At 71.6% G+C, this 22297-nt stretch carries 22 protein-coding genes; 7 read left to right on the top strand and 15 right to left on the bottom strand.

Annotation, left to right across the window (positions count from 1 at the left end; all coding sequences use genetic code 11):
• Nucleotide 1 precedes the first annotated feature (1 nt).
• The 8 genes from ABD987_RS15050 to ABD987_RS15015 form a co-directional block, all read right to left on the bottom strand.
• Nucleotides 2-1306 (bottom strand): aminotransferase family protein, encoded by a 1305-nt coding sequence (locus tag ABD987_RS15050; RefSeq protein ID WP_345392490.1) that lies wholly within the window; start codon nt 1304-1306, stop codon nt 2-4.
• A gap of 25 nt (nt 1307-1331) precedes the next feature.
• Nucleotides 1332-2777: an NAD-dependent succinate-semialdehyde dehydrogenase gene (locus tag ABD987_RS15045; RefSeq protein ID WP_345392488.1), complete on the bottom strand. Its 1446-nt coding sequence runs from the start codon at nt 2775-2777 to the stop codon at nt 1332-1334.
• Nucleotides 2778-2998: 221 nt separating this feature from the next.
• On the bottom strand, nt 2999-3562 hold the full coding sequence (locus ABD987_RS15040) for a TetR/AcrR family transcriptional regulator (RefSeq protein WP_345392486.1): 564 nt from the start codon (nt 3560-3562) through the stop codon (nt 2999-3001).
• Between the two features lie 100 nt (nt 3563-3662).
• On the bottom strand, nt 3663-3878 hold the full coding sequence (locus ABD987_RS15035) for a hypothetical protein (RefSeq protein ID WP_345392483.1): 216 nt from the start codon (nt 3876-3878) through the stop codon (nt 3663-3665).
• 108 nt (nt 3879-3986) lie between these two features.
• On the bottom strand, nt 3987-5390 hold the full coding sequence (locus ABD987_RS15030; protein ID WP_345392480.1) for an MFS transporter: 1404 nt from the start codon (nt 5388-5390) through the stop codon (nt 3987-3989).
• Between the two features lie 48 nt (nt 5391-5438).
• Entirely contained in the window at nt 5439-5906 is a 468-nt protein-coding gene (locus tag ABD987_RS15025; RefSeq protein WP_345392477.1) for a MarR family winged helix-turn-helix transcriptional regulator, read from the bottom strand.
• 88 nt (nt 5907-5994) lie between these two features.
• Nucleotides 5995-6543, bottom strand: coding sequence for a carboxymuconolactone decarboxylase family protein (locus ABD987_RS15020; RefSeq protein WP_345392474.1), 549 nt, complete (start codon nt 6541-6543; stop codon nt 5995-5997).
• 85 nt (nt 6544-6628) lie between these two features.
• Nucleotides 6629-8371 (bottom strand): glycosyl hydrolase family 18 protein, encoded by a 1743-nt coding sequence (locus tag ABD987_RS15015; RefSeq protein ID WP_345392471.1) that lies wholly within the window; start codon nt 8369-8371, stop codon nt 6629-6631.
• Between the two features lie 282 nt (nt 8372-8653).
• On the opposite strand from ABD987_RS15015, the gene ABD987_RS15010 reads away from it, so the two are divergent.
• Genes ABD987_RS15010 through ABD987_RS15000 form a run of 3 tightly spaced genes read left to right on the top strand, consistent with a single transcriptional unit; the run spans nt 8654 to nt 12658 of the window.
• Nucleotides 8654-11269, top strand: coding sequence for an ABC transporter permease (locus tag ABD987_RS15010; RefSeq protein ID WP_345392468.1), 2616 nt, complete (start codon nt 8654-8656; stop codon nt 11267-11269).
• On the top strand, nt 11259-11972 hold the full coding sequence (locus ABD987_RS15005) for an ABC transporter ATP-binding protein (RefSeq protein ID WP_345392465.1): 714 nt from the start codon (nt 11259-11261) through the stop codon (nt 11970-11972). The genes ABD987_RS15010 and ABD987_RS15005 overlap by 11 nt, the downstream gene beginning before the upstream one ends.
• The gene (locus tag ABD987_RS15000; protein ID WP_345392462.1) at nt 11969-12658 is read left to right on the top strand and encodes an ABC transporter ATP-binding protein; all 690 of its coding nucleotides are present in this window, start codon (nt 11969-11971) and stop codon (nt 12656-12658) included. Before ABD987_RS15005 ends, ABD987_RS15000 begins: the two co-directional genes overlap by 4 nt.
• A gap of 15 nt (nt 12659-12673) precedes the next feature.
• On the opposite strand, the gene sigJ is transcribed toward ABD987_RS15000, so the two are convergent.
• Nucleotides 12674-13558, bottom strand: coding sequence for an RNA polymerase sigma factor SigJ (gene sigJ / locus ABD987_RS14995; RefSeq protein WP_345392459.1), 885 nt, complete (start codon nt 13556-13558; stop codon nt 12674-12676).
• Between the two features lie 197 nt (nt 13559-13755).
• Between sigJ and ABD987_RS14990 the strand changes: the two genes are divergently transcribed.
• Nucleotides 13756-14715, top strand: coding sequence for a pyridoxal-phosphate dependent enzyme (locus tag ABD987_RS14990; protein WP_378214027.1), 960 nt, complete (start codon nt 13756-13758; stop codon nt 14713-14715).
• Nucleotides 14716-14751: 36 nt separating this feature from the next.
• Nucleotides 14752-15831 carry a GDSL-type esterase/lipase family protein gene (locus tag ABD987_RS14985; RefSeq protein WP_345392456.1) on the top strand — a complete coding sequence of 360 codons (1080 nt, stop codon included), beginning with the start codon at nt 14752-14754 and terminating at the stop codon, nt 15829-15831.
• Between the two features lie 25 nt (nt 15832-15856).
• Here the strand turns inward: ABD987_RS14985 and ABD987_RS14980 are convergent, their stop codons facing one another.
• The 6 genes from ABD987_RS14980 to ABD987_RS14955 all read right to left on the bottom strand — a co-directional run bounded on the left by ABD987_RS14980 (nt 15857) and on the right by ABD987_RS14955 (nt 19912).
• Nucleotides 15857-16156 carry a hypothetical protein gene (locus ABD987_RS14980; protein ID WP_345392453.1) on the bottom strand — a complete coding sequence of 100 codons (300 nt, stop codon included), beginning with the start codon at nt 16154-16156 and terminating at the stop codon, nt 15857-15859.
• Complete coding sequence (locus ABD987_RS14975) at nt 16143-16370, bottom strand: hypothetical protein (RefSeq protein WP_345392450.1); 228 nt, start codon at nt 16368-16370, stop codon at nt 16143-16145. Before ABD987_RS14975 ends, ABD987_RS14980 begins: the two co-directional genes overlap by 14 nt.
• 64 nt (nt 16371-16434) lie before the next feature.
• Nucleotides 16435-16893, bottom strand: a complete 459-nt coding sequence (locus tag ABD987_RS14970) for an Lrp/AsnC family transcriptional regulator (RefSeq protein ID WP_345392447.1) — start codon at nt 16891-16893, stop codon at nt 16435-16437.
• A gap of 123 nt (nt 16894-17016) precedes the next feature.
• Nucleotides 17017-18159 (bottom strand): M24 family metallopeptidase, encoded by a 1143-nt coding sequence (locus tag ABD987_RS14965; RefSeq protein ID WP_345392444.1) that lies wholly within the window; start codon nt 18157-18159, stop codon nt 17017-17019.
• A 79-nt stretch (nt 18160-18238) separates the two neighbouring features.
• Nucleotides 18239-19342 carry an FAD-dependent oxidoreductase gene (locus ABD987_RS14960; RefSeq protein WP_345392441.1) on the bottom strand — a complete coding sequence of 368 codons (1104 nt, stop codon included), beginning with the start codon at nt 19340-19342 and terminating at the stop codon, nt 18239-18241.
• A gap of 117 nt (nt 19343-19459) precedes the next feature.
• Nucleotides 19460-19912 (bottom strand): winged helix-turn-helix transcriptional regulator, encoded by a 453-nt coding sequence (locus ABD987_RS14955; protein WP_345392438.1) that lies wholly within the window; start codon nt 19910-19912, stop codon nt 19460-19462.
• A gap of 86 nt (nt 19913-19998) precedes the next feature.
• Here ABD987_RS14955 and ABD987_RS14950 point away from each other — a divergent pair, with 86 nt between their 5' ends.
• Entirely contained in the window at nt 19999-21243 is a 1245-nt protein-coding gene (locus ABD987_RS14950) for an MFS transporter (protein WP_345392435.1), read from the top strand.
• Nucleotides 21240-22184: a 5'-3' exonuclease gene (locus ABD987_RS14945; RefSeq protein WP_345392432.1), complete on the top strand. Its 945-nt coding sequence runs from the start codon at nt 21240-21242 to the stop codon at nt 22182-22184. The genes ABD987_RS14950 and ABD987_RS14945 overlap by 4 nt, the downstream gene beginning before the upstream one ends.
• Nucleotides 22185-22297 lie beyond the last annotated feature (113 nt).

The following is a 22297-nucleotide window of genomic DNA, read 5'->3' as shown; positions in this document are numbered from 1 at the left end:
CTCAGTCCGCGGCGGCCGCGACGTGGCGGCACAGGACGTCGGCCAGGGTGTCGAGCTGCTCCTCGGTGATCACCAGCGGCGGGGAGAGCACGATGCTCGCGCCCGACCCGCGCACCACGACCCCGTCAGCGCGGCAGGCCGCCTGCACCGGCGCGGTCGGCAGTCCGTCGAACTCGATGCCGAGCATCAGCCCGACCCCACGTACCTCCCGCACGTGCGGGAGTTCGGTGAGGGTGTCGAGCCGCTCGCGCAGGCGCGCGCCGAGGACGCGGGCGCGGTCGAGGAGGTTCTCCCGCTCGATGATGTCGATGTTGGCCAGCGCGACCGCCGCCCCCACCGGGTGCCCGTTGTAGGTGAACCCGTGCAGGAACGTGGCGCCGTCGGCGAGGTCCAGCACACGGCGCCCGAGCAGCACCGCGCCCATCGGGATGTAGCCGCTGGTGATGCCCTTCGCGAGCACGACCATGTCGGGCTCGATGCCGAAGTACTCGCTGCCGAACCAGTGCCCGGTCCGGCCGAACGCGGTCACGATCTCGTCCACGATGAGCAGGATTCCGTGCCTGCGCAGCACTTCCTGTACTCGTGGCCAGTAGCCCTCCGGCGGCGGGACCATGCCGCCGACGCCGAGGACGGGTTCGCCGATGAACGCGGCGATCCGGTGCGCGCCGATCTCCTCGATCCGCCGTTCCAGTTCGGCGACCAGGATGTCGGTCGCGTCCGGGCCGTGCTCGATACCGTGCGGTTTGCCCAGCCATTCGACGTCCGGCAGCAGCGGGCCGTACCCCGAGCGCAGGCCGTCGATGCCGGTCGCGGCGAGCGATCCGCCGCCCATGCCGTGGTAGCCGCCGGTGCGGGCGAGGATGACCGTGCGTTCGGGCGAACCCGCGTGGTGGAAGGCGAGGCGGGCCAGCTTGATCGCGGTCTCGTTGCCCTCGGAGCCGCCGTTGGTGAGGAAGACGCGTTCGAGCCCGGCGGGCGCGAGCGAGAGCAGCCGGTCGGCGAGCCGGATCGACGGGGCGTTGGCGTAGTCCCCGAAGGAGGAGAAGAACTCCAGCCTGCCGATCTGTTCGGCGGCCACGGCCGCGAGCTCGGCGCGGCCGTGGCCGACCGGGCACTGCCACAGGCCACAGGTGCCGTCGATGTACTGGCGGCCGTCGGTGTCCCAGAGCAGCGCGCCCTCACCACGGTCGAGCACGAGCGGCTCGGCGGGCGCGCCGATCACGGTGTGCGGGTGCACCAGGGTGCGGCGGTCCAGTGCGGACAGTTCCGCTGTGGACAGTGCGGAGGCGTTGGTGGTGCTGGTCATCGGTGTCCTTTCTGGTGGCGGCGGGTCAGAAGCGCAGCGCGACGGCCTTGGCCTCGGTGTAGGCCTCGATGCCCTCGCTGCCGCCTTCGCGTTCCTGGCCGGAGTTCTTCTGTCCGCCGAACGGGAGTTCCGGGCGGACCGGTGCGGGGTCGTTCACGCCGATGACGCCGAAGTCGAGCCGGTCGAGGACGCGCCAGATGCGCCGGAGGTCGGAGCCGAACACGTACGCGGCGAGGCCGTATTCCGTCGCGTTGGCCAGCGAAACGGCCTCTTCGTCGTCGGTGAAGGTCGACACGGCCAGTACGGGCCCGAACGTCTCCTCGTGGGTGATCAGCATGTCGGGGGTGACGTCGGTGAGGACGGTCGGCTGGAAGAAGTGACCGCGCAGCTCCGGGTCCGTCGGCTCCCAGCGGCCTCCGCCGACGAGGACCCGCGCTCCCTTGCCGACGGCGTCGGCGACCTGCCGCTCGACCTTCGCGAGACCGGCTTCGTCGATCAACGGGCCCACCGCGGCGCCTTCGGCGTCGCCGCGGCCGACCTGGAGCGCCGCGGTCTTCTTCTCGACCAGCGCCAGCAACTCCTCGCGGACGCTCTCGTGCACGTACAGCCGGTTCACCGCGGTGCAGCTCTGCCCGGCGTTGAAGAACTTCGCCGTGACCACCCCGGACGCGGCGGCTTCGAGATCGGCGTCCGCGAACACGATCGCCGGGGAGTGCCCGCCCATCTCCAGCGACGTCCGCCGCAGCACGGAACCGGTGCGCCGCAACAGGCCGAGGCCGACCTCGGTGGAACCGGTGAAGCTGACCTTGCGCAGCCGGTCGTCGGCCAGCAGCGCGTCCACCAGTTCGGCGGGCCGGGCGGTGGTCAGCGACTGGAGCACACCGGCGGGCAGTCCGGTCTCCTGCAGGATCCGCAGCAGCGCGGTGGCGATCAGCGGTGTCTGTTCGGCGGGCTTGGCGAGTACCGGGCACCCGGCGGCCAGCGCGAGCCCGACCTTGCGGATCAGCATGCTCGCCGGGAAGTTCCACGGCGTGATCGCCAGCACCGGGCCCACCGGGCTGCGCAGCACCAGGCCGGGGCCCGCCGCGCTCGCCGGGGTCACCCGACCGTTGGCGCGGCGTCCCTCCTCCGCGGCCCACTCCAGCATGCGCGCGGCGCCGGTCAGTTCGCCCGCCGCCTCGGCCAGCGGCTTACCGTTCTCCCTGCTGAGCAGCCGGGCCAGCTCGTCCCGCCGGGCGCGGATGGCGGCCGCGCCCGCCCGCAGGTAGCCGCCCCGGGTCTCCGGGTCCGTTTCGGCCCAGCCCCGGAACGCGGCCGCGGCGGCGCCGAGCGCGGACCGCGCGTGGTCGACGCCCGCGTCCGAGGCCCGGCCGATCACCTCGAGGCTCGCGGGGTCGACCACCTCGAACGACGAGGGCGCGGCGACCCAGCGGCCCTCGATCAGCAAGGTCGCGACAGCGGTGTCTGACATCGAAACGCCTTTCCATCGGAGGCTCCGGCCGGATGGCCGGGAAACGCCATCGGGTACCACCCGATGCGCCGAGTCTGACCTCACGTGTTGACGAAGTCAACACCAGAGACGACACGAATCCATCTCGGACACCAGGCGTTTTCCGTTGCCACACAAGGAAACGAGTCATGCCCACGTGTCGACTGTGGACACGTGGGCGAGGGCTCGGCCGGCGACGACGGTCAGGTACCGCCGGCGGCCCCGGCCGCACCGAGCAGTGCCCGCAGGGCGTCGAGCGCGGCACCGGGATCCGCTTCGGGATCGGCGACCTGATGCAGGAACATCCCGTCGAGCGCGTAGTAGACGAGCGACACGAGCCCCTCCATCGACGGGGCGCCGACCGAGGCGAGATCCTTCGCCACGCCACCGAAGTAGCTCTCGTACAACCGTCGCACGGTCGGCCGCAGCTCTTCCCGCCGCGCGGATTCGACGACCAGCCGGTACTGGAAGATCTGGATATCGGAGCTTTCGGCGAAACGCTTCCGCACGTCCGACCCGGCCGCGAAGATGCCCGCCCGCGCACCCAGAAGGCCGTTCTCCGCGCTCTCCTCGAGCACCCAGTCGAGCGAGGAGCGCAACAGATCGTCGATCGAGGAGAAGTGGTGCTGCACCGCGCCCGTGGTGACACCGGCGGCGTGCGCGGCCGACCGGTAGGTCAAGCCGCGAATCCCCTCTCGCGCCACGACTTCGACCGCGGCGCGCTGCAACGCGCGCTTGACCTCGGCGGGCGCCTTACGGCTTCCCATCCGGCCGCCTCCCTTCGCCCGCCACCGGTCCACGGTGGCCTGGCGCAGTACATTACAAATGTAATGAACGAGAGTCAACCAGGAGCCGGACGTCCTCCGGTCACGTGTCCCCGGACGCGGGCGCGGGTCGGGTGCCGGGCCGGTCGACGAGGTCCGGGTTCGCGTCCTCCAGCTCGACCGCCAGGAACGCGTCGCCGAGTTCCCGGCGCAGGAACGCGAAACGCGCGCCGGGCACGAACTTGTCGCCACGGAAGCGCAACCCGAGCACCCGGTCGTCGACGGCCATCGCGAGCGCGAACCCGCCGGTCAGACACATCCCGACGGCGCCGACGCCGGGCCCGGTGCCGCGCCGGTGGACGGGACGCGTGACCCCGTCGTGGGTGAAGCTCCCGGGAGAAGCCGCTGACGAGTACCGGTGCCCACGCTACCGGGACGCGCGGGCACTTCCTCGCGCTTCGGCAGGCAGGGCGGCCGAGGCCAGCACCGCCCCCACCGCGAACAACGCGGCGACGAGGAACAACGCGACGTGCATCCCGGACAGGAACTCGCGCTCGTCGCTGACCAGCCCGCCGAGCAGCGCGACGCCCAGCACCGAACCCACCTGCCGCGCCGAGGTCAGCACGCCGGAGGCGATCCCGGCGTGCCGCTCCGGGGCCTCCCGCATCGCGGTGGCGGCCACTGCGGGCTGTGACGCCGACTGGCACAGACCGAGCAGGACCAGTCCGATCGCGACCGTCCAATAGGGAGTGTCCGGTCCGGACAGGGCGAGCAGCACGCTGGCGGCGAGTCCGGTGAGCTGACCGAACACCAGTGTTCCCCTGGCCCGGCCCGCGCCGATGAACCTGCCCGCGAGCAACGGTCCCGCGACGGTCACCGCGGCGAAGGGCAGGAAACTCAGCCCGGTCTCCCACGCGCTGGCGCCCCGCTCGTGCTGGAAGTACAGCGACAGCACGAACATCTGCCCGTAGATCCCGACGCTGAGCACCAGGCCCACCAGTGAGGCCGCGGTGAACCGGGGCCTGCCCACCAGATCCGGCGGGAGCATCGGGGCGCGCGTCCGGCGTTCCACAAGGACAAGGCCCGCCGTCGCGCCGAACGCGACGAGCAGTGCGAGCAGCACCACCGCGGATCCCCAGCCTCGCGGCCCGGCCTCGGTGAGCGCGACGGCGATCGCGGCCAGCGCGAGCACACTCAGCAGCTGTCCACCCAGGTCGAAACGTCCCTCCCGCTTCGCGCCCGGCGGGATGTTGCGGAGCAGCAGCACGAGGGCGAGCACCGCGACGGGCACGTTGACGAAGAAGATGGCGCGCCAGCTCAGCGTGTCCACCAGGCCGCCGCCGACGACCGGGCCGAGCACCGTGGCGGCACCCGCGACCGCCGCCCACCGGCCGAGCGCGCGCCCGCGTGCGGCGGGCTCGGGGTGCAGCTGGGTGGCCAGCGCGAGCGCCGTCGGCAGCATCAGGGCGGCTCCGATCCCCTGGGCCGCCCGCGCCGCCACCAGCGTCAGGGGTGTCGGCGCGAAACCGCACGCCAGCGAGGCGATCGCGAAGGCGACGAGGCCGATCGCGAAGACCCGGCGACCACCGAGCCGGTCGGCCAGCGCGCCCGCGCTCAACAGCAGGGCGGCGAACATCAGGTTGTAGCCGTTGACCACCCACTGCAGGACCGTCACGGTGCCGTGCAGATCCTGTTCGATCCGCGGCACCGCGACGTTCACGATCGTCGTGTCCAGCACGATCGTGAACACGCCCAGCAGGACGCCGAGATACCCCGGTCCGGTGCGACGGCGTGCCCCCGTCTCCGGGACGCCGTCCAGAACCTCCGCCATGTTCCCCTCCTCGCCGCCCGACCGGCATGCCAGGAACGACGAGAGGGGTCAGCCCGTGGCGACCTCCGCGATGCGGGCCTCCACCTTTTCGCTGATGCGCCGGAGTTCTTCGCGCTGATGTTCGTTCAGTACGTCGAGCAGGTACTCACGGACACTCCGAGCGTGCCGCGCGGCGGCCGCCTGCAGTACCTCGATCCCCCGGTCGGTCAGCTCGGCCGTCCAGCCGCGCCTGTCGGTGTTGCTCGCCCGCCGCAGCACCAGCCCGTCCCGCTCCAGCACGCCCACGGCGTGCGTGATCCGGCTGGGCGCGGACTTGGTGGCGGCGGCGAGGTTCGCCAGGCGCATCCGGCCCTGCGGCGCGGCACCCAGCACGAACAGGATCTCGTAGTAGGTCCGTGGTACGCCGACGTCCCGTTTGAGGTCGCAGTCGAAGTGGTTGAACAGTTCCCTGCTCATCCGCGAGAACGCGCCATACACCCGCTGTTCGTCCTCGGTAAGCCAGTCGAGCTCGATCATCTGCCGATAATAACAGGTTGTTCAGTGCTGAAGTATGCCATTCCCCGGCAAGTTCTTCAACACTGAACAACCTGTTTTCGACGTGTGCTCAGGATGCGGCGCCGACACCGAGATAGCCGCCGTGGAGCAGGCGGGCCCCCATCTGCCGGTAGAGCTCGTCGTTGTCCGGTGTGATCGCGCCGAGCCCGTCCACGTAGCGGTTGAACAGGCAGAACGCCGCGCTGATCAGGACCGTGTCGTGGATTTCGAGATCCGTCGCACCCCCGGCCCGCGCGGCCGCAACCAGTTCGCCGGTCACCGCGCGCCCGGTCTCCCGGACCGCCAGCGCGATCTTCAGCAGGGCACCGACCTTCGGGGACACCGGGGCGTCGTCGGCGTTCCGGCACGCGGCGTCCACCGCGGCCCTGCCGCCGTCGAGGGCTTCGGCGGCGACCGCGGCGTGGCTGCGGAAGCAGAACTCGCACTCGTTCGCCCGGGACACGACCGTCGCGATCAGCTCGCGCTCGCCGACCGTCAGGCTGCTCGGCCCACGCAGCAGCACCTCGGCGAACTGGCCGAGCGGCGCGGCGGTCTCCGGGCGGAACGCGAACAGCCCGGCTATCCCGGGCAGGTTTTCGTCGACGGGGATGTGCGGCATGGAGTGCTCCTCGCGGTGGGGTGCTCCGGTCGGACTCAGTCTTCCCGGAACGCCCCACCGCGAGGCAACCTTGAAACTGCCGCGATCAGGTGACGGTGAAATCGTCCGCGTAGACCGTGCCCTGGCCGTACCAGCCGTGCACGTACACGGTCACCGCGCCGGAGGCGCCGGTCGTGAACGGCACCGACACCTGGCTCCAGCCGGTGGACGAGGTCCACGCGGACGCCGTCGCGCCGCCGCGGACGCCGAGGTAGGCGAAGTTGCCCTGCACCCAGGCCTTGAGCGTGTACGCGTGGTTCGGCGCCAGCGTGAGCGTCTGGCTCGCCTCGCCGGTGGCCGAACCGGTGGCCGCCACCTGCAACGCGTGGGTACCCGAATGCACCGGCGAGGACACCACGGCGTCGCCCGCGCCGGTCCACGGGCTCAGCGCGCCGGATTCGAAGCCGGCGTTGAGCACCGGGCCGGCCGGGGTTTCACCGTTGATCGTCAGGGTGTAGTTCGTGGTGTGACTGCCGGAGGCACCCTTGCCGGTGATCGTCAGGAGGTAGCTGCCCGAAGCAGTAGCCTTGGTGGTGGTGATCGACAGTTTCGCGCTCTCGCCCGCGGTCACCGTGGACGGGGTGATCGTCGCGGTGGCGCCGGTGGGCGCGCCGGTGACCGAGAGACCGACCTGCTGGGCCTTGCCGCCGGTAAGCGCTGTCGCGATCGACGCGGTGAGCGAGCCGCCGGGGTCCACCGCCCCGCTGCCCGGGCTGGCGGCCACCGAGAAGTCGTCGCCGGGCACGGGGTTGCTGCCGGTGAAGGGCGCGAAGGTCTTGCTGAAGTACCACTGCGGCTGCTCGATACCCGAGCAGTTGTCCGCGGCGGCGCCACCGGGGCAGCTGCCGTTGTCGCGCTGCAACGCCCAGAACGACAGCTCGTTGATGCCCTTCGAGACCGCCCAGTTGTAGACCGTGGTCGCGTCCGCCATCGTGAACGTCTCACCGGCACCGAAGTCGTCGACGCCGATCATCTCGGTGATGCCGACCATCCCCCACCGTTGCGGCTCCGGTTTGTCCGGGTAGAGCGTGCCCAGCTGGGCGACCAGGCCGTTGGCGGCGGTCTTGGTGTCCTCGGCCATGTGGTGGGTGGCGTTGTCGTAGTAGTCGAAGGTCATCATGTTCACGACGTCCACCCGCGCACCGTTGGAAACGGCGTTGCGCAGCACGGCGAGCCCGCTCTCGGCGAGACCCGAGGTCGTGGTGGGCAGCGTGTAGGAGAACTGGATGGAACGTCCGGTGGACGCCGCCCAGTCCTCGACCTTCTTCATCGCCTTGTTGCGCCGGTCGATCCCGTCGGGTTTGGTCAGCGAGTTGTCTTCGATGTCGAAGTCGAGGCGCGGCACGTCGTAGGTGGTGATGACCTTTTCGTACGCGGCGGCGATCTGGTCGACGTCGGTGCAGCTGTCGGCGATCTCGGTGCCGTTGTGCGTCGCGGTGTAGCCGCCGAAGGACGGGATGACGTCGCCGCCGCGGGAGCGGATGGTGGCGATGTCGGCGCCGAAGGTGGACTGCGCGATCGGCATCCCCGTGTCGCCGTTCCAGTAGACGGTGCACGAGCCCGCGGTGGCGGCCTGTACGAAGGCCATCGTCAGGTGTTTGGCCCCGGACTGCTGGGCCAGCGCGGCCGGGCTCTCGCCGGTCCACGCCTCGAAGTAGGGCGCGAACACGTGCGAGGGCAGCGGGGTGGCGGCGTGCGCCGTTCCCACTCCGGTGAGCAGGGTGCCGGCCGCGAGGACGGCGGCGGTCAGGGAGGTGAACAGGGTTCGGAAGGGTCTGTGTCGGGACATCTGCGCTCCAGTCCGGTCGGGACATCTTTGTCGGGACATCTGCGCGCCGGCACTGGCAGCACCGGTGGGGAGCCGTACCGCGGCGAGGCACGGCGGGAACATCAACCAGGATTGGACTAGACCACTGATCAAGTCAAGGTCTGGACCAATGGGCCGCACTGGTCCTCACCACGGCATTCGGGTGAACCGGTACCGCCGGGTCCGGAACCGGATACTGAGTGTGTGCAACAAAATCGATAATGGCGTTCTCACCAGGCGGACCACCCGGTAGCGTCCGCTGCCATGCAGGTGACCTGGGGGCGTTTCGGCCGACTGAGAGTGACGAAGCCCTGGCGCGCGGCGCCGAGGACATCGTTGTCGAATCCGCTCACGCTCGTCGTCGCCGCGGTGACCGCGCTGCTCGCGTGCTTCCTCGGCACCGCGGCCGTGCTCCAGTCCGCCGCCGCGGGCGGCGCCACGACCGCCTACCAGACCGGCACGACCTGCCCGGACGAGTACGGCCCGGTGTTCGCCAAGGACAACGTCCCGGTGAGCGCCGTCCCGGCGGTGCTCGACACGGTCCGCAGGCACGCCGCCACCCGGGGGTTCTCCGCTCCGGTCACCGGGATGTACACGCCCGTCCTCTTCAACACCGAGTTCAACGGCGCGCCCTACTACAAGGTGGTGCTCGGCTACCGCGAAACCGCTGGTCTGGACCACCTGTCGGTGCTGGCTGGTTCCCGTGAGCCGGGGCTGTGGCTCGGCCAGGTCGTCGCGGGCGCCCAGCACATCGGCATCGGCACCCGCGCCAGCTTCCACGGCACCACCCTGCCGCCGGTCACCGGGCTCTACGCGGACCTGGTCGACCCGCCGCCGCGGTGGTGGTGTTCCAACCGGGGGCCCGCGGTGGTAAACCGGCTGGCGAACGATCCGACCGACTCGGTCATGTTCGCCACCGACCGGAAGACCTTCGACGACACCGTGCGGTCGATCGGGCTGCCGAGACTGAGCACTCTGCACGTCTCGTTCTACGAACCGCCGCCCACGACCGTGAGCGCCGCCGACGACCTGCTGGCGCGGTCGAAGGCCCTCGTCGAGGACGTTCGCGCCGACCTCGCCGCCCAGGGGCTCGCCGACGTCGTGATCGGCTCGACGCCGTTCCAGCGTTCCACCGAGATCAGCCACCAGGCCGAGGACAACGTCTTCGTGTCGATCCTGCCGCTGGCCGCGATCAGCGTCCTCGTCGGCTGCGCCGGGATCGGCACCGTCGCCCTGCAGTGGTACCAGCGGCGGCAGCCGCAGCTGCGGTTGCTGTCCGCGCGCGGCAGCGGCCCGGTGGCGCTCGGCCTGCTCGCGGTCGCCGAGCTCGGCCTGCCGATCCTGCTCGGCGGCACCGCGGGCACGCTGCTGGCCAGACTCCTGCTCGGCGTGTACGGACCACCCGGCGCGCCCGACGGCGGCGCGCAACTGTCCGCGGTCCTGGTCGCCGCCTGCGTGCTCGGGTTCGCGCTGATCCTGCTCGCCGGGGTGGTCGCGATCCGCGCCCACCGGGAGTTCGAGCTCGGCCGGGTCCGGCGCCGCCGGGGCGCCACGCGGCTGCTGATGTTCGTCCCGTGGGAGCTGGTGACGGCGGGGATGGCGCTGCTGGGCTGGAACCGGCTCACCGACTACGGCGACGCGTCCCGGCTGGGCAACCCGCTCCCCCAGGTCGATCCGCTCGCGCTGACCTACCCGGTGTTCGTGGTGCTCACCGTCGGCCTGCTCGCCGCCCGGCTCGCCTGGCTGGCGCTGCACGCCTCGCATCGGGCGCGGCTGTGGTCCCGTCCGGCGCTGCAGCTGGCGATCCGCAGGCTCGCCAGCGCGCGGGCCCCGGTCACCGGGGTGCTCGTGATCGGCACCCTGGCCATCGGCACGCTCGCCACCGGGACCGGGATCGCTCGCGGCCAGGAGGACGCGCTGCGCACGAAGTCCGCGGTGTTCGTCGGCGCCGAGACCCGCATCGACACCGAGAGCACACTCGGCATGGGCACCGTCCCGATGCCCGCCGAACTGCGCGACAACAGCACGATCGTCGGGGAGCTGACCGGCACCGGCAGCGTCGTGCTCGTGGTCGATCCGGACACCTTCGGCCAGGTCGCGGCGTCCGAGGCGCTGCCGGCCGAGGCCGGGCCCCTGCTCGACCGGCTCGGTCCGGCGCGGGGGCAGGGCATTCCGGCGATCCGCGTCGGGCACACGCCGCGCCAGACCGCCGCGCTGCCCTACGGGCTCGCCGACGCGGCACCGGTCGGCGACGTGCCGATGTTCCCGATGATCGGCACCAACGCGGGCTACGTCATCTCCCGGGCCGCCCTGACCGGCTCGCAGCTCTACTCCGTTCCGAAGTGGAGCGTCCTGTCGAGCGCGCCGATGGGCCAGGTGTCCGCGGCGCTGACCAAGCTCGGCCTGACCCAGCCCAACCGGATCAGCCGGGAAACCGCGCTCGACGCACTGCCCTTCTACGTCGTGTCGTGGACGTTCTCGTTCGTCGCGCTCCTGGGCGCCGTGCTCGGCGTGGTGGCGGTGCTCGCGCTGCTCGTCGCCGTCGAGGTGCGGCGACGGCAGAACGCGCTCGCCGGGGTGCTGGTGCTGCGGATGGGAATGCGGCCCCGCGCGCTGCTGGCCAGTCACCTGGTGGAGCTGGGCGCGCTGAGCGGGCTGGCGGTCGTCGTCGGGGTGGTGTGCGGGCTGTCCGTCGCGGATCTTTCGGTGCCGAGGTTCGACCCCGCGACCTTCCTCGCGCCCCGGTCGGAACTGCCCGATCTGGCGCCGTTCGTGCTGATCGTGTGCGGCGTGGGCGTCGCGGTGGTGGCGCTGGCAGGATGGCTCGCGGTGCGGTCGGTCCGCACCGCCAGGACCGCGGAGCTGATTCGTGCCCAGTAAACCGATTTTCCAGCTGCGCGGCATCGGGGTCGACTACCCGACGCCGGCGGGTGTCGTCACCGGCGTCGACGACATCACCGTCGACATCCCGGCGCGAGGCATGACCGTGCTCGCCGGCCCGTCCGGCTCGGGCAAATCCACCCTGCTGCGGGTGCTGGGCCTGCTCGAACGGCCCGCGCGGGGCACGCTGACCTTCCAGGGCGCCGACACCGGGAGGCTGCGGCACACCGAGCGCCGGGCGCTGCGCCGCGACCACCTCGGGCTGGTCTTCCAGAATCCGCCGGACAACCTGTTCTCATCCCTGAACGTCGCGGACAACCTGCGCGCGGCAGCAGAGTCGGCCCGCACCGAATGCCGTCCGGATGACATCCTGCGCCAGCTCGGGCTCGACGGGACCGGGAGCTGGCGGATCTCGGCGTTGTCGGGCGGGCAGCAGCAACGGCTCGCGTTCGGGTGCGCGCTGGCGCGGCGGTCGTCGGTGATCCTGGCCGACGAACCGACCTCCCAGCTCGACGAGGCCTCCGCCGATCTCGTGCTCGACACGCTACGGTTTCTTGTCGACCAGGACTTCGCGGTGCTCGTCGCCTCGCACGACGATCGGCTCATCGATCTCGGTGACCGGATCGCCCGGCTGCACAAGGGAAAGCTCGAACGCGTCGAGCACGCCGCGACCAACGGCCCGGAACGCGGAGGTGCGCGATGACCGCCGAAGCCGCCGGCGACTCGCTGGTACGGGTGATCGGGCTGCGCCGCAGCTTCGCCCATCCGAGCGGGGACGTCGAGGTGCTGCGCGGGCTCGAACTGCGCGTCGACGCGGGCGAGGTGGTCACCGTCTCGGGCCGGTCCGGATCGGGCAAGAGCGCGCTGCTGGCGTTGCTGTGCGGGTTCGACTCCCCCGACGCCGGGCGTGTGCTGCTCGACGGCGTCCCGATCACCGGGGCGCCGCCCTGGCACACCTGCGCGGTGCTGCCGCAGGCGCTCGGGCTGGCGAACGAGCTCACCATCGCCGAGAACGTGGCGCTGCCGCTGCGGCTGCGGTCGGACGTGCCGAGGCCCACCGCGGGTGCGATCGCCGCGAGGGTCACCGAGTTGCTCGACGAGCTCGGCATCGGCGACCTCGGCGAGCGCTATCCGCTGGAAGTCTCTTTCGGACAGCAGCAGCGGGTGGCGCTGGCCCGCGCGGTCAGTGGCAGGCCGCGGATCCTGCTCACCGACGAGCCGACCGCGCACCTCGACGCGGGCAGCACTCCGCGGGTCCTGCGGCTGCTGCGCCGGTGTGCCGAGGAGGGCGCCGCGGTGGTCGTCGCGACCCACGACGACGAGGTGCATCGCATCGCCGACCGCCGCGTCCGGCTCCTCGACGGGGTGCTGACCGCGTTGCTGGACTGACCGCGCCGACTGGGTTCAGTCCGTCAGCACGGCCAGGTCCATCCCGGCCAGCCGCTCCGGGTCGGCGAGGATGTCGATCGCGACGATCCGGCCGTCGCGGACCGTGACACCCATGACACCGGCCAGCTTCCCGTCGTGGATCGTGACGAGCCCGGCGGCGCCGTTCACCAGGGCCGGCCGCGCGAACTGCGCGATCTGGGAGAACATCAGCGCGCGCTTGGCGACGTTCTCGGCGCCCCGCACGACCGCGGCCAGTCCCTCGGCGGTGGCGCCGAGGTCGGCGCGGAGGACGACGTCCGGGTCGAGCACCGCGACGAGTGCCTCGAAGTCACCGCCGCGTGAGGCGGCGAGGAACGCGTCGAGTACTTCCCGCTGCCGGTCCAGGTCCGCGTCGGGCGCGGGGGCGGTCGACTGCACCCGGCGCCGGGCGCGGCTGGCGAGCTGACGGGTGGCCGCCGGTGAGCGGCCCACGATCCCGGCCACGTCGTCGAAGGGCACCCCGAACATGTCGTGCAGCACGAAGGCGAGCCGTTCGGCCGGCGCCAGCATTTCCAGCACCACCAGCAGGGCGAGCCCGACCGAGTCGGCGAGCATGACCTCCTGCTCGGGGTCGAGCCCGTCGGCGCGGCTCACCAGTGGCTCGGGCACGTGGACGCCGAGCGGTTCCTCGCGCCGCGCCTTGCGCGAGCGCAGCATGTCCAGGCACACCCGGCCGACCACCGTGGTCAGCCAGCCGCCGAGGTTCTCCACCTCGCCGGTGTCCGCGCGGTGGAGCCGGAACCACGCCTCCTGCACCGCGTCGTCGGCCTCGCTCAGCGAGCCCAGCATGCGGTAGGCCACCGCCCGCAGGTGCGTGCGGTGTGCCTCGAAGCGCTCGGCCAGGAACTCGTTCTCGTCCATCGGTCACTTTCCTCTGTCGATGCCCGTCAGCGCTTTGACGGACCGAACTCACTCGATGTGACAGGGAACCGCCACCGCGATCCGGTGATCGGCCAGACCCGTCCTGCCGTTTCCTTCGTCATAAACGTTTCCCTCCAGCGCACGTCATCCCCCATGCTGGAGAACGATCACCCCAGCCTCGCTCTCGGAGGAGCATCATGCCCGCCGTCACCTTCGACGACATCAAGAACGCGGCCGCGCGCCTGTCCGGTGTGGCGCACCACACCCCGGTGGTGCGGTCGCGCACGCTCGACGAGCGCGTCGGGGCCGAGGTGTTCATCAAGTGCGAGAACTTCCAGCGCATCGGCGCCTTCAAGTTCCGTGGCGCCTACAACGCGGTCTCGCGGCTTTCGCCGGAGCAGCTGAACAAGGGCGTCGTGGCGTACTCGTCCGGCAACCACGCGCAGGCCGTCGCGCTCGCGGCGGCGGAGCTGGGCAGCAGCGCGGTGGTCCTGATGCCCGAGGACACCCCGAAGTCCAAAGTAGACGCGACGGCGGGCTACGGCGCCGAGATCGTCACCTACGACCGCTACACCGGCGACCGGGTCGCCCTCGGGGCCGCGCTGGCCGAGGAACGCGGCCTCGCGCTCATTCCGCCGTATGAGCACCCGCACGTGATCGCCGGGCAGGGCACCACGGCGCTGGAGCTGATCGAGGAGACCGGCCCGCTCGACACGCTCGTGGTCCCGATCGGCGGTGGTGGTCTCATCGCGGGCAGCGGTACCGCGGCGAAGGCGCTGCGGCCCGGAATCCGGGTGGTGGGCGTCGAACCGGCCGCCGGGGACGACACGAAGCGGTCGCTCGACGCGGGCGAGCGCGTCCGGATCGAGGTGCCCCGCACCATCGCGGACGGGCAGGCCGCGGAGATCCCCGGGGAACTGACGTTCTCGATCAACCGCGAGGTCGTGGACGACGTCGCGCTGGTGACCGACGACGAGATCCGCGCGGCGATGCGCTTCGCGTTCGAGCGGCTGAAGATCGTCGTCGAACCCAGTGGCGCCACCGGGATCGCGGCGTTGCTGAGTGGCAAGGTCGCCGCCGCCGGCCGGGCCGGGGTGATCGTCTCCGGCGGCAACATCGGGCCGGCGCGGTTCGCCGAGCTGATCGGGCGGGACTGACCCCGGGCGGGCCCGGGGATCCGTAGACTGGCGATGATGCGACGCTTTCGGTGGTGGTGGGGAGCCTTGGTGCTCGCCGCCGTGGCGGTGCTGGTGGGTATTTTCGTCCTGTTCGGCGCGGAAAGCCGTAACGGGCAACCGCTCCCCCGGCCCAGCCCGCCGGGCAGCGGCCCGTTGACCGCCGTCGCGCTCGGGGACAGCACCGTGTCCGGCGAGGGCGCCGGGGCCTACACCGCCGAGACGAACGGGCAGAACGGCGACTGGTGCCATCGTTCGCCGAACGCGTTTATCCAGAAGATCCGGTTCCCCGGGATCCTGCAGCGGGTCAACCTCGCCTGTTCCGGCGCGCCCTCGGCGCAGGTCGGGCTCGGCGACGCGAAACAGTGGACCGAGGGCTCCCAGGCACAGCAGCTCGCGACGCTGGTCAAGGATCACCGGGTGCCGGTGGTGGTGATCGCGGTCGGCGCGAACGACGATCCGAAGTTCTCCGCGCAGGTCACCGAGTGCTTCAAGGCCTGGTTCTCCGCCGGCCTGCCCTCGTGCAGCGTCGCGATGCAGCGGGACTGGCAGTCCAAAGTGGACGCGATGGTGCCGAAGGTGGTCAAGGCGGTCGACGACGTCAAATCGGTGCTGGCGCGCGCCGGGTACGTGCCGGCGGACTACCAGCTGGTGCTCCAGTCCTACGCCACCCCGGTCGGCCCGGGGATTCCGGAGGCGCTGCGCAACCTCAACGGTTGCCCGTTCCGTCCCGACGATCTCCAGTGGATCGCGCGGGACGGGGTCACCACGCTCTCGCGTGGATTGAAGGAGGCGGCGCGGCAGACAGGCGCGCGGTTTCTCGACCTCGCGAAGGCCGGTGCCGGGCACGAGGCGTGCAGCGGCGGCGCGGACCCGAGCCGGGAGTGGTTCACGCGGCTGACGCTGCAGCTGGGTGACCTCACCCAGGTCGAGCGTGCCTCGCACGCGCTGCAGGAATCCTTCCACCCCAACGCGAACGGACATGCCGAGGTCGCGAACTGCCTCAACGAGTTCCTCGCCACGCGGGAGGGCAACGCGAGTTGTCTGGCCGGACCGGACGGGCACCTGCATCCGGCGCCGGAGGTCACCGCCCGCTGAGCCGGTGCGTGTGGCCGGGTGGCGTTCAGAGGTCCAGCGCGGCCCGCAACGCGATGTCGATGCGTTCCTGGACTTCCAGGTCGATCTCGGCGATGCGTTCGTCGAACCACGGGCGGTAGAGCCGCGTGAGGTTGAGCGTGGACACCCAGTAGCGCGCGTCGACGGCTACGCCGAGGATGTCCTGGGGATCATGGTCGAGCAGTTCGGTGCCGAGCAGCCACGGCCGCTCGGATTCGTTCACTCCGTCCGAGGACAGCAGCACCACCGTGCGCTGCCGGGAAGGGTCGGTCGGCGGGTGGTAGGTCCAGACTTCACCCCTGCGCACGCAGATCCTTCTCCGCCGCGGTGCGTTCGGCCTCGTCCAGTTCCGCGGTGGGCTGCGCCGGGGACTTCTGCGGGGTGTACCCGGTACGGACCGCCTCGCGCCTGGCCGCCTTCGACAGCCAGGACGAGACCGAGATCCCGTGTGCCTTCGCGGCGCGCTCGGCGAATTCGAGGGCGCCACTGTCCAGCGAAAGAGTCACCTTACGTGTTGCCATACCTTTTACCGTACCAGTGTTCGGCCCGCTGTGCGGGTTTCTGTTTGTCGCCGGTTCGCGCGGGTCAGAGCGTCGGCGACCGGCCCTCGAACGGGGTGGAGAGCACCACCGTGGTCCGGGTGGACACCTTCGCGGCCTCCCGGATCCGGCGCAGCAGGTCCTCCAGCCCCAGCGGCGAGGCCACCCGGACCAGCAGGATGTAGGACTCGTCACCGGCCACCGAGTAGCAGGACTCGATCTCGGTGATGTGCTGGATCCGCTGCGGATAGTCGTCCGGCGCGGCCGGATCGTTGGGCGTCAGCGAGATCAGCGCCGTCAGCGGCAGCCCGATCTGCTCGCCGTCCAGGCGCGCGGTGTACCCGAGGATGACGCCCCGCTGCTCGAGACGCCGCACCCGCTGGTGGACCGCCGAAACCGACAGTCCGACCCGTTCGGCCAGGTCGGTGAAGCTGCGCCGCCCGTCCGCCGCCAGCTCCTGCACGATCGCCTGGTCGAGCGGCTCCAGCGGCCCCGATCCGCTCATGCGATCGCCTCGCTCCGCGAGACAGTGTCGAACCCCTTTTGGCGCATGATGTCTTCGATTCGCTCGCAAGCGTCGCTCATGCGATCGCCTCGCTCCGCGAGCCGGTGTCGTCGAATCCGTCGCTCATGCGTCGAGCACGACCAGCTCGTGCGGCTGGTTGTTGAGCGACTCCACGCCGTCCTCGGTGACCACGACGATGTCCTCGATCCGCGCGCCCCAGCGGCCCGCCTGGTAGATGCCAGGCTCGACGCTGAAGGCCATGCCCGGCTCCAGCGGCAGCGCGTTGCCCGCGATGATGTAGGGCTCCTCGTGCACGTCGAGCCCGATGCCGTGGCCGGTGCGGTGGATGAAGTACTCGCCGAATCCCGCGTCGGCGATGATGTCGCGGGCGGCGGCGTCGACCTGCTCGGCGGTGACGCCGGGCCGGACCGCCTCGACCGCGGCGCGCTGGGCGCGCTCCAGCACGGCGTAGGTCTCGGCCACGTCGGCGTCGCGCGGGGTGCCGACCGCGTAGGTGCGGGTGGAGTCGGAGTTGTAGCCCTCGGCGATCGGGCCGCCGATGTCGACCACGACGACGTCGCCACGCTCGATGACGCGGCCGGAGACGTCGTGGTGCGGGCTGGCGCCGTTGGGCCCGGAGCCGACGATCACGAAGTCGGCGTGCGTGTGGCCCTCCTCGACGATCGCGGCGGTGATGTCGGCGCCGACCTCCGCCTCGGTGCGGCCCGGCCGCAGCCATTCGTGGACCCTGGCGTGCACCCGGTCGATGGCCGCGCCCGCGGCGCGCAGGGCCGCGATCTCGGCGGCGTCCTTGCGCATCCGCAGTTCCCGCACGACCGGCCCGGCGAGGGTCTGCTCGGCCTCGCCGAGCGCGGCGCGCAGCGCGAGCACGTGCAGGGCGGGGGTGACGTCGCTGACCGCGACCCGGCCTGCCTTGCCGAGCCGGTCGGCGACCAGCTGGTAGGCGTCGTCGCCGTCGACCCAGGTCAGCAGCTCGATGCCGAGTTCGTCGGTCGGGACGTCGGCGTAGCCGGGGGCCTCCAGCTTCGGAACCACGAGCGCCGGGGTGCCCTCGGCCGGGACGACGAGCGTGGTGAGCCGCTCGAAGGAGCCACCGGCCTGGCCGATCAGGTACCGCAGGTCGGAACCGGGCGTGATCAGCAGCGCGTCGGTGTCGGCGGCCGCCGCGGCGGCGCGGGCACGGTCGAGGCGGGCACGCAGTGCGGCGGCGTCGGGGGCTGGGTTGTGCAGGGAACGGCGCGACATGCTTGCGAGCCTAGTACTCCCCGCCCGTCGCGCCGCTGCTCCCCCGGGCCCGTGTCGGCCGCGCCGGACCGGTGAACGCTCAGCCGGGCAGGAGGTGCCCGAGTCCTTCCGCGGTGGCTTTCGCCAGTTCTCCGGCGCGCGGGAGCATGACGCTTTCGTAAGCCCGGACGGCGTCGTCGACCGTGGGTTCGGCGATCAGCGCCTGCGCGAGTTCGGCGCCGTCGAGCATGGCGAGGTTCGCGCCGACCCCGAGCGGCGGCATCAGGTGGGCCGCGTCGCCGAGCAGGGTGACGCCGGGGACGTGGTCCCAGCTGTGCGGCGCGGGAAGCGCGTGCAGCGGCCGGTTGACGAACCCGCTGTCGTTGCCCCGGAGGAACCCGAGCAGGGCCGGGTCCCAGCCCGTGTACCTGGCGAGCAGATCGGCCCGCACCGCCTCGGTGTCCGCGAAGTCCAGTCTCCCGGCCACGTACCAGTCCTCGGGCACGCGAAGGGCGGCGTAGACACGGATGTGGCCGCCGCTGTTGCGCTGCACGAACAGGCCGCGGCCGGGCGCCTTCGCCATCATCGTGCCCTCGCCGGTCAGTCCGGCGAGAGCGGGGTGCCGGGTGTCGACGTCGTCGAGGCCCGTCTCGACGAAGGTGACGCCGGTGTAGGCCGGTACCGCGTCCGACACCCCGGGCCGGACCCGCGACCAGGCGCCGTCCGCGCCGATGACGAGGTCGAAGTGTTCGGAGCCGCCCTCGCGGAAGCGCACCTGGCAGGTGCCGTCAGGGTGCGGGGTCACGCCGCCGACCGAGTGTCCCCAGTGGACGGTGCCGGGCCGCAGCGAGCCGAGGAGGAGACCGCGCAGCCGGCCCCGGTCGATCTCCGGTCGTTCCTCGTCGCCGCCGTCGGGGATCTCTCCGCTGAGCACGGCCCCGGTGACGTGGTCGAGCAGCCGCCATTCCTGCCCTTCGGGGCGCGACAGCGCCTGAAACTTTTCGAGGAGCCCGGCCGCGCGCAGGGCGACCTGGCCGGTCTCGGGGTGCATGTCGAGGGTGCCGCCCTGGCCACGGGCCTCGGGCGACGGCTCGCCTTCGAAGACGGTGACGGGCCGGCCGTGGAGCTGGAGGACGCGGGCGCAGAGCAGGCCGCCGAGGCCGCCGCCGACGATCGCGACACGGGGTGTGGTGGAGGAGTCCATGACGAGGTCCTTCCGGAAGCGGGAGTCGCCGGGAGGACCGGCACGACCAGAAAACCACAGTCACTCACTAAGTGCAACAGTTAAACTTTCTGATCCGTTGAACCAACTCCGGCCACCTCAGTCCCCCTTGCGCACCGAGGCCGTGCCGACGTCGACGGGATCGCCACCCGAGCCGACCGGCCGCAGTTCGGGAAGCGGAAGACCGCGTTCGTCGACGAGGACCGAGTGGGTCTCACCGGCACCGAAGGCATGCCGCTCGCCCCATTGCCGCAGGGCGACGACGACGGCGAACAGGTCACGCCCGGCGGCGGTGAGCGTGTAGATCTGCCGTCTGCCCGACGGCGCGGCCTCGCGGTCGAGGACGCCACGCTCGACCAGGCGGCGCAGCCGGTCGGTGAGGATGTTGCGGGCGATGCCGGTGCGCTGCTGGAAGTCGGTGAACGCGCGCGCGCCGTCCATCGCGTCGCGGACGATGAGCAGGCTCCACCGGTCGCCGACCAGGTCGAGGGTCCGCGCCACCGGACAGGACGGGTCGGTCCAGGTCACGCCCCCGGTGTCGATCGTGGTCATCCCGCCTCCGAAGAAGAGTTGCTGATTGAAACCATTCTGCCGTACGGTCAGATCAGTTGCAATCTGCTACCAATTGAGGAGTGCGCATGGCACTGACCATCGGGCGGAGGACGTTGTTCGCCACGATCTGCGCGGTCGCCGTGGCGAGCATCTACGCCGCACAGCCGGTACTCGCCCAGATCGGCGCCGAGCTGGGCGTGCCGGAGGCACGGCTGGGCTGGATCGTGGCCGCCGGCCAGCTCGGCTACCTGGCGGGCCTGGCGGCGCTGGTCCCCCTGGGCGACATGGTCGATCGGCGCAAACTCGTGGCCGGCCATCTTCTGCTGACCGCGGCGGGCGCGGTGCTGGCCGCGACCGCCACCCGGACCTGGACGCTGCTCGCCGGGCTCGTGATCACCGGCCTGTTCGCGGTCGTCGTGCAGGTGGCCGTCGCCTACGCCGCCGCGCTGTCCACGCCGGGGGAACGCGGCCGCACGCTCGGGGTGGTCACCTCCGGGGTGGTGATCGGCATTCTCGGGGCGCGCGCCGCCGCCGGTGCGCTGGCCGCGTTGTGGGGCTGGCGCAGCGTGTATGTCGCGCTCGCGGTGTTCCTGGTGGCGCTGGGGTGCCTCGTGCTGAAGACCCTGCCGCCGGACCCGCGCGCCGGCCGGGTCACCTACCGGCGGGTGCTGACGTCGCTGGGCGGACTGTTCCGCGAGCCCCTGTTCCTCTCCCGCGGCCTGATCGCGTTCTTCCTGTTCGCGTCCTTCGGCGCTCTGTGGAGCGGTCTGGCGCTGCCGCTCGCGGCCGCCCCGTGGCAGCTGAGCACGGCGCAGATCGGGCTGTTCGGCCTCGCCGGGCTGTTCGGCGCGCTCGGTGCGGCCAGGGCGGGACGCTGGGCCGACGGCGGGTTCGCCGGGGTCGTCACCGGCGGAGCGCTCGTTCTCCTCGCCGCGTCGTGGCTGGCCATCGGGCAGGCGGCCTGGTCGCTGTGGCTCGTCGTCCTCGGCGTGGTCGTGCTCGACTTCGCCGTCCAGGCCGTGCACGTCAGCAACCAGCACCTGCTCACCGCCGCCCACCCGGACCGCACCAGCAGTGTCGTCGGCGGCTACATGATCCTCTACTCGCTCGGCTCCGCGCTGGGCGCCACCACGACCACCACCGCGTTCGCCGGTGCCGGGTGGACCGGCTCCAGCGTGCTCGGCGCGGCCTTCGCCCTCTGCGGGCTGACGGTCTGGGTGGTGAGTCGCCGCGCGGCGACCCGGCTTCCGGCCTCCGCGCGACCGACCTGCCCCCGGCCTTCGGCGTGGCCCAGGCCAGGAGCGGACGGACATGGCAGGCTGTGCGAGTGACCGGACCACTCGCACTCCTCGACTCCGCGAGCCTCTACTTCCGCTCGTACTTCGCGCTGCCCGATTCGATGACCGCTCCCGACGGGACGCCGGTCAACGCGGTACGCGGTTTCACCGACACGCTGGCCAGGATCCTCACCGACCGGCGGCCCTCGCGGCTGGTGGCCTGCCTCGACGCCGACTGGCGGCCGAAGTTCCGCACCGACCTGCTGCCCAGCTACAAGGCACACCGCGTGGCGGTACCCGGGCACGGCGAGCCGGACACCGAGGAGGTGCCCGACACGCTGACCCCGCAGGTGCCGATCATCCTCGACGTGCTGGAGGCGTTCGGGTTCGCCACCGCCGAGGCGGCCGGCTACGAGGCCGACGACGTCATCGGCGCGCTCGCGACGCGGGAGCGGGACGCGGCGGTCGAGGTGATCACCGGAGACCGGGACCTGTTCCAGCTGGTCCGTGCCGAGCCGACGCCCGCAGCGGTGGTGTACGTCGGCAAGGGCTGGGCGAAGGCCGAGGTGCTCGGCCCGGCGGAGATCGCCGAGAAGTACGGGGTGCCCGTCGCACAGGCCGGTCCGGCCTACGCGGACATGGCGGCGCTGCGCGGCGATCCCTCCGACGGGCTGCCCGGGGTCCCCGGGATCGGGGAGAAGACCGCGGCGAAGCTGATCACGCAGTTCGGGACGCTGGAGGAACTCGTGGCCGCCGCCGCGTCGGGGGACTCGCGATTGCCGTTGAAGATGCGGCTGAAGCTCGCCGACGCGGGCGAGTACCTGGCGGTCGCGCCGACCGTGGTGCGGGTCGCGGTCGACGCGCCGGTCGAGCAGTCCCGGCCGGACGTGGTGCCGAACGCGCCCGCGGATCCGGACCGGGTGCTCGAACTGGCCGAGCGGTGGAATCTCGGCCGTTCGGTGGAACGGCTGCTCGCGGCGCTTCCCGGCGCCTGAGTTCTCAGGTGAACAGAAAGCTTGCCAGCAGCGGTCGACCTCCACCTTGGCCGTGTCCACTTTGGACCACCACGGCCAGAGCGGTTTCGGGTCGCCGCCGCTGAGCAGGTGAT

Origin of the sequence: Amycolatopsis samaneae (assembly GCF_039541975.1) — a bacterium.
Taxonomy (GTDB): Bacteria; Actinomycetota; Actinomycetes; order Mycobacteriales; family Pseudonocardiaceae; genus Amycolatopsis; species Amycolatopsis samaneae.
Note: the sequence above shows the minus strand (reverse complement) of the source record. Positions and strands in the feature narration are given on the sequence as shown.

What these genes read in the sequence shown, in the direction of transcription:
- ABD987_RS15045 (WP_345392488.1), bottom strand. Translation starts at nt 2,777, where the DNA reads ATGTCAGACACCGCTGTCGCGACCTTGCTGATCGAGGGCCGCTGGGTC.
- ABD987_RS15015 (WP_345392471.1), bottom strand. Translation starts at nt 8,371, where the DNA reads ATGTCCCGACACAGACCCTTCCGAACCCTGTTCACCTCCCTGACCGCC.
- ABD987_RS14960 (WP_345392441.1), bottom strand. Translation starts at nt 19,342, where the DNA reads ATGGACTCCTCCACCACACCCCGTGTCGCGATCGTCGGCGGCGGCCTC.
- ABD987_RS15010 (WP_345392468.1), top strand. Translation starts at nt 8,654, where the DNA reads ATGCAGGTGACCTGGGGGCGTTTCGGCCGACTGAGAGTGACGAAGCCC.
- ABD987_RS15025 (WP_345392477.1), bottom strand. Translation starts at nt 5,906, where the DNA reads ATGATCGAGCTCGACTGGCTTACCGAGGACGAACAGCGGGTGTATGGC.
- ABD987_RS15000 (WP_345392462.1), top strand. Translation starts at nt 11,969, where the DNA reads ATGACCGCCGAAGCCGCCGGCGACTCGCTGGTACGGGTGATCGGGCTG.
- ABD987_RS14950 (WP_345392435.1), top strand. Translation starts at nt 19,999, where the DNA reads ATGGCACTGACCATCGGGCGGAGGACGTTGTTCGCCACGATCTGCGCG.
- sigJ (WP_345392459.1), bottom strand. Translation starts at nt 13,558, where the DNA reads ATGGACGAGAACGAGTTCCTGGCCGAGCGCTTCGAGGCACACCGCACG.
- ABD987_RS14990 (WP_378214027.1), top strand. Translation starts at nt 13,756, where the DNA reads ATGCCCGCCGTCACCTTCGACGACATCAAGAACGCGGCCGCGCGCCTG.
- ABD987_RS14975 (WP_345392450.1), bottom strand. Translation starts at nt 16,370, where the DNA reads ATGGCAACACGTAAGGTGACTCTTTCGCTGGACAGTGGCGCCCTCGAA.
- ABD987_RS15035 (WP_345392483.1), bottom strand. Translation starts at nt 3,878, where the DNA reads ATGTGTCTGACCGGCGGGTTCGCGCTCGCGATGGCCGTCGACGACCGG.
- ABD987_RS15050 (WP_345392490.1), bottom strand. Translation starts at nt 1,306, where the DNA reads ATGACCAGCACCACCAACGCCTCCGCACTGTCCACAGCGGAACTGTCC.
- ABD987_RS14985 (WP_345392456.1), top strand. Translation starts at nt 14,752, where the DNA reads ATGCGACGCTTTCGGTGGTGGTGGGGAGCCTTGGTGCTCGCCGCCGTG.
- ABD987_RS14970 (WP_345392447.1), bottom strand. Translation starts at nt 16,893, where the DNA reads ATGAGCGGATCGGGGCCGCTGGAGCCGCTCGACCAGGCGATCGTGCAG.
- ABD987_RS15040 (WP_345392486.1), bottom strand. Translation starts at nt 3,562, where the DNA reads ATGGGAAGCCGTAAGGCGCCCGCCGAGGTCAAGCGCGCGTTGCAGCGC.
- ABD987_RS15020 (WP_345392474.1), bottom strand. Translation starts at nt 6,543, where the DNA reads ATGCCGCACATCCCCGTCGACGAAAACCTGCCCGGGATAGCCGGGCTG.
- ABD987_RS15030 (WP_345392480.1), bottom strand. Translation starts at nt 5,390, where the DNA reads ATGGCGGAGGTTCTGGACGGCGTCCCGGAGACGGGGGCACGCCGTCGC.
- ABD987_RS14965 (WP_345392444.1), bottom strand. Translation starts at nt 18,159, where the DNA reads ATGTCGCGCCGTTCCCTGCACAACCCAGCCCCCGACGCCGCCGCACTG.
- ABD987_RS14955 (WP_345392438.1), bottom strand. Translation starts at nt 19,912, where the DNA reads ATGACCACGATCGACACCGGGGGCGTGACCTGGACCGACCCGTCCTGT.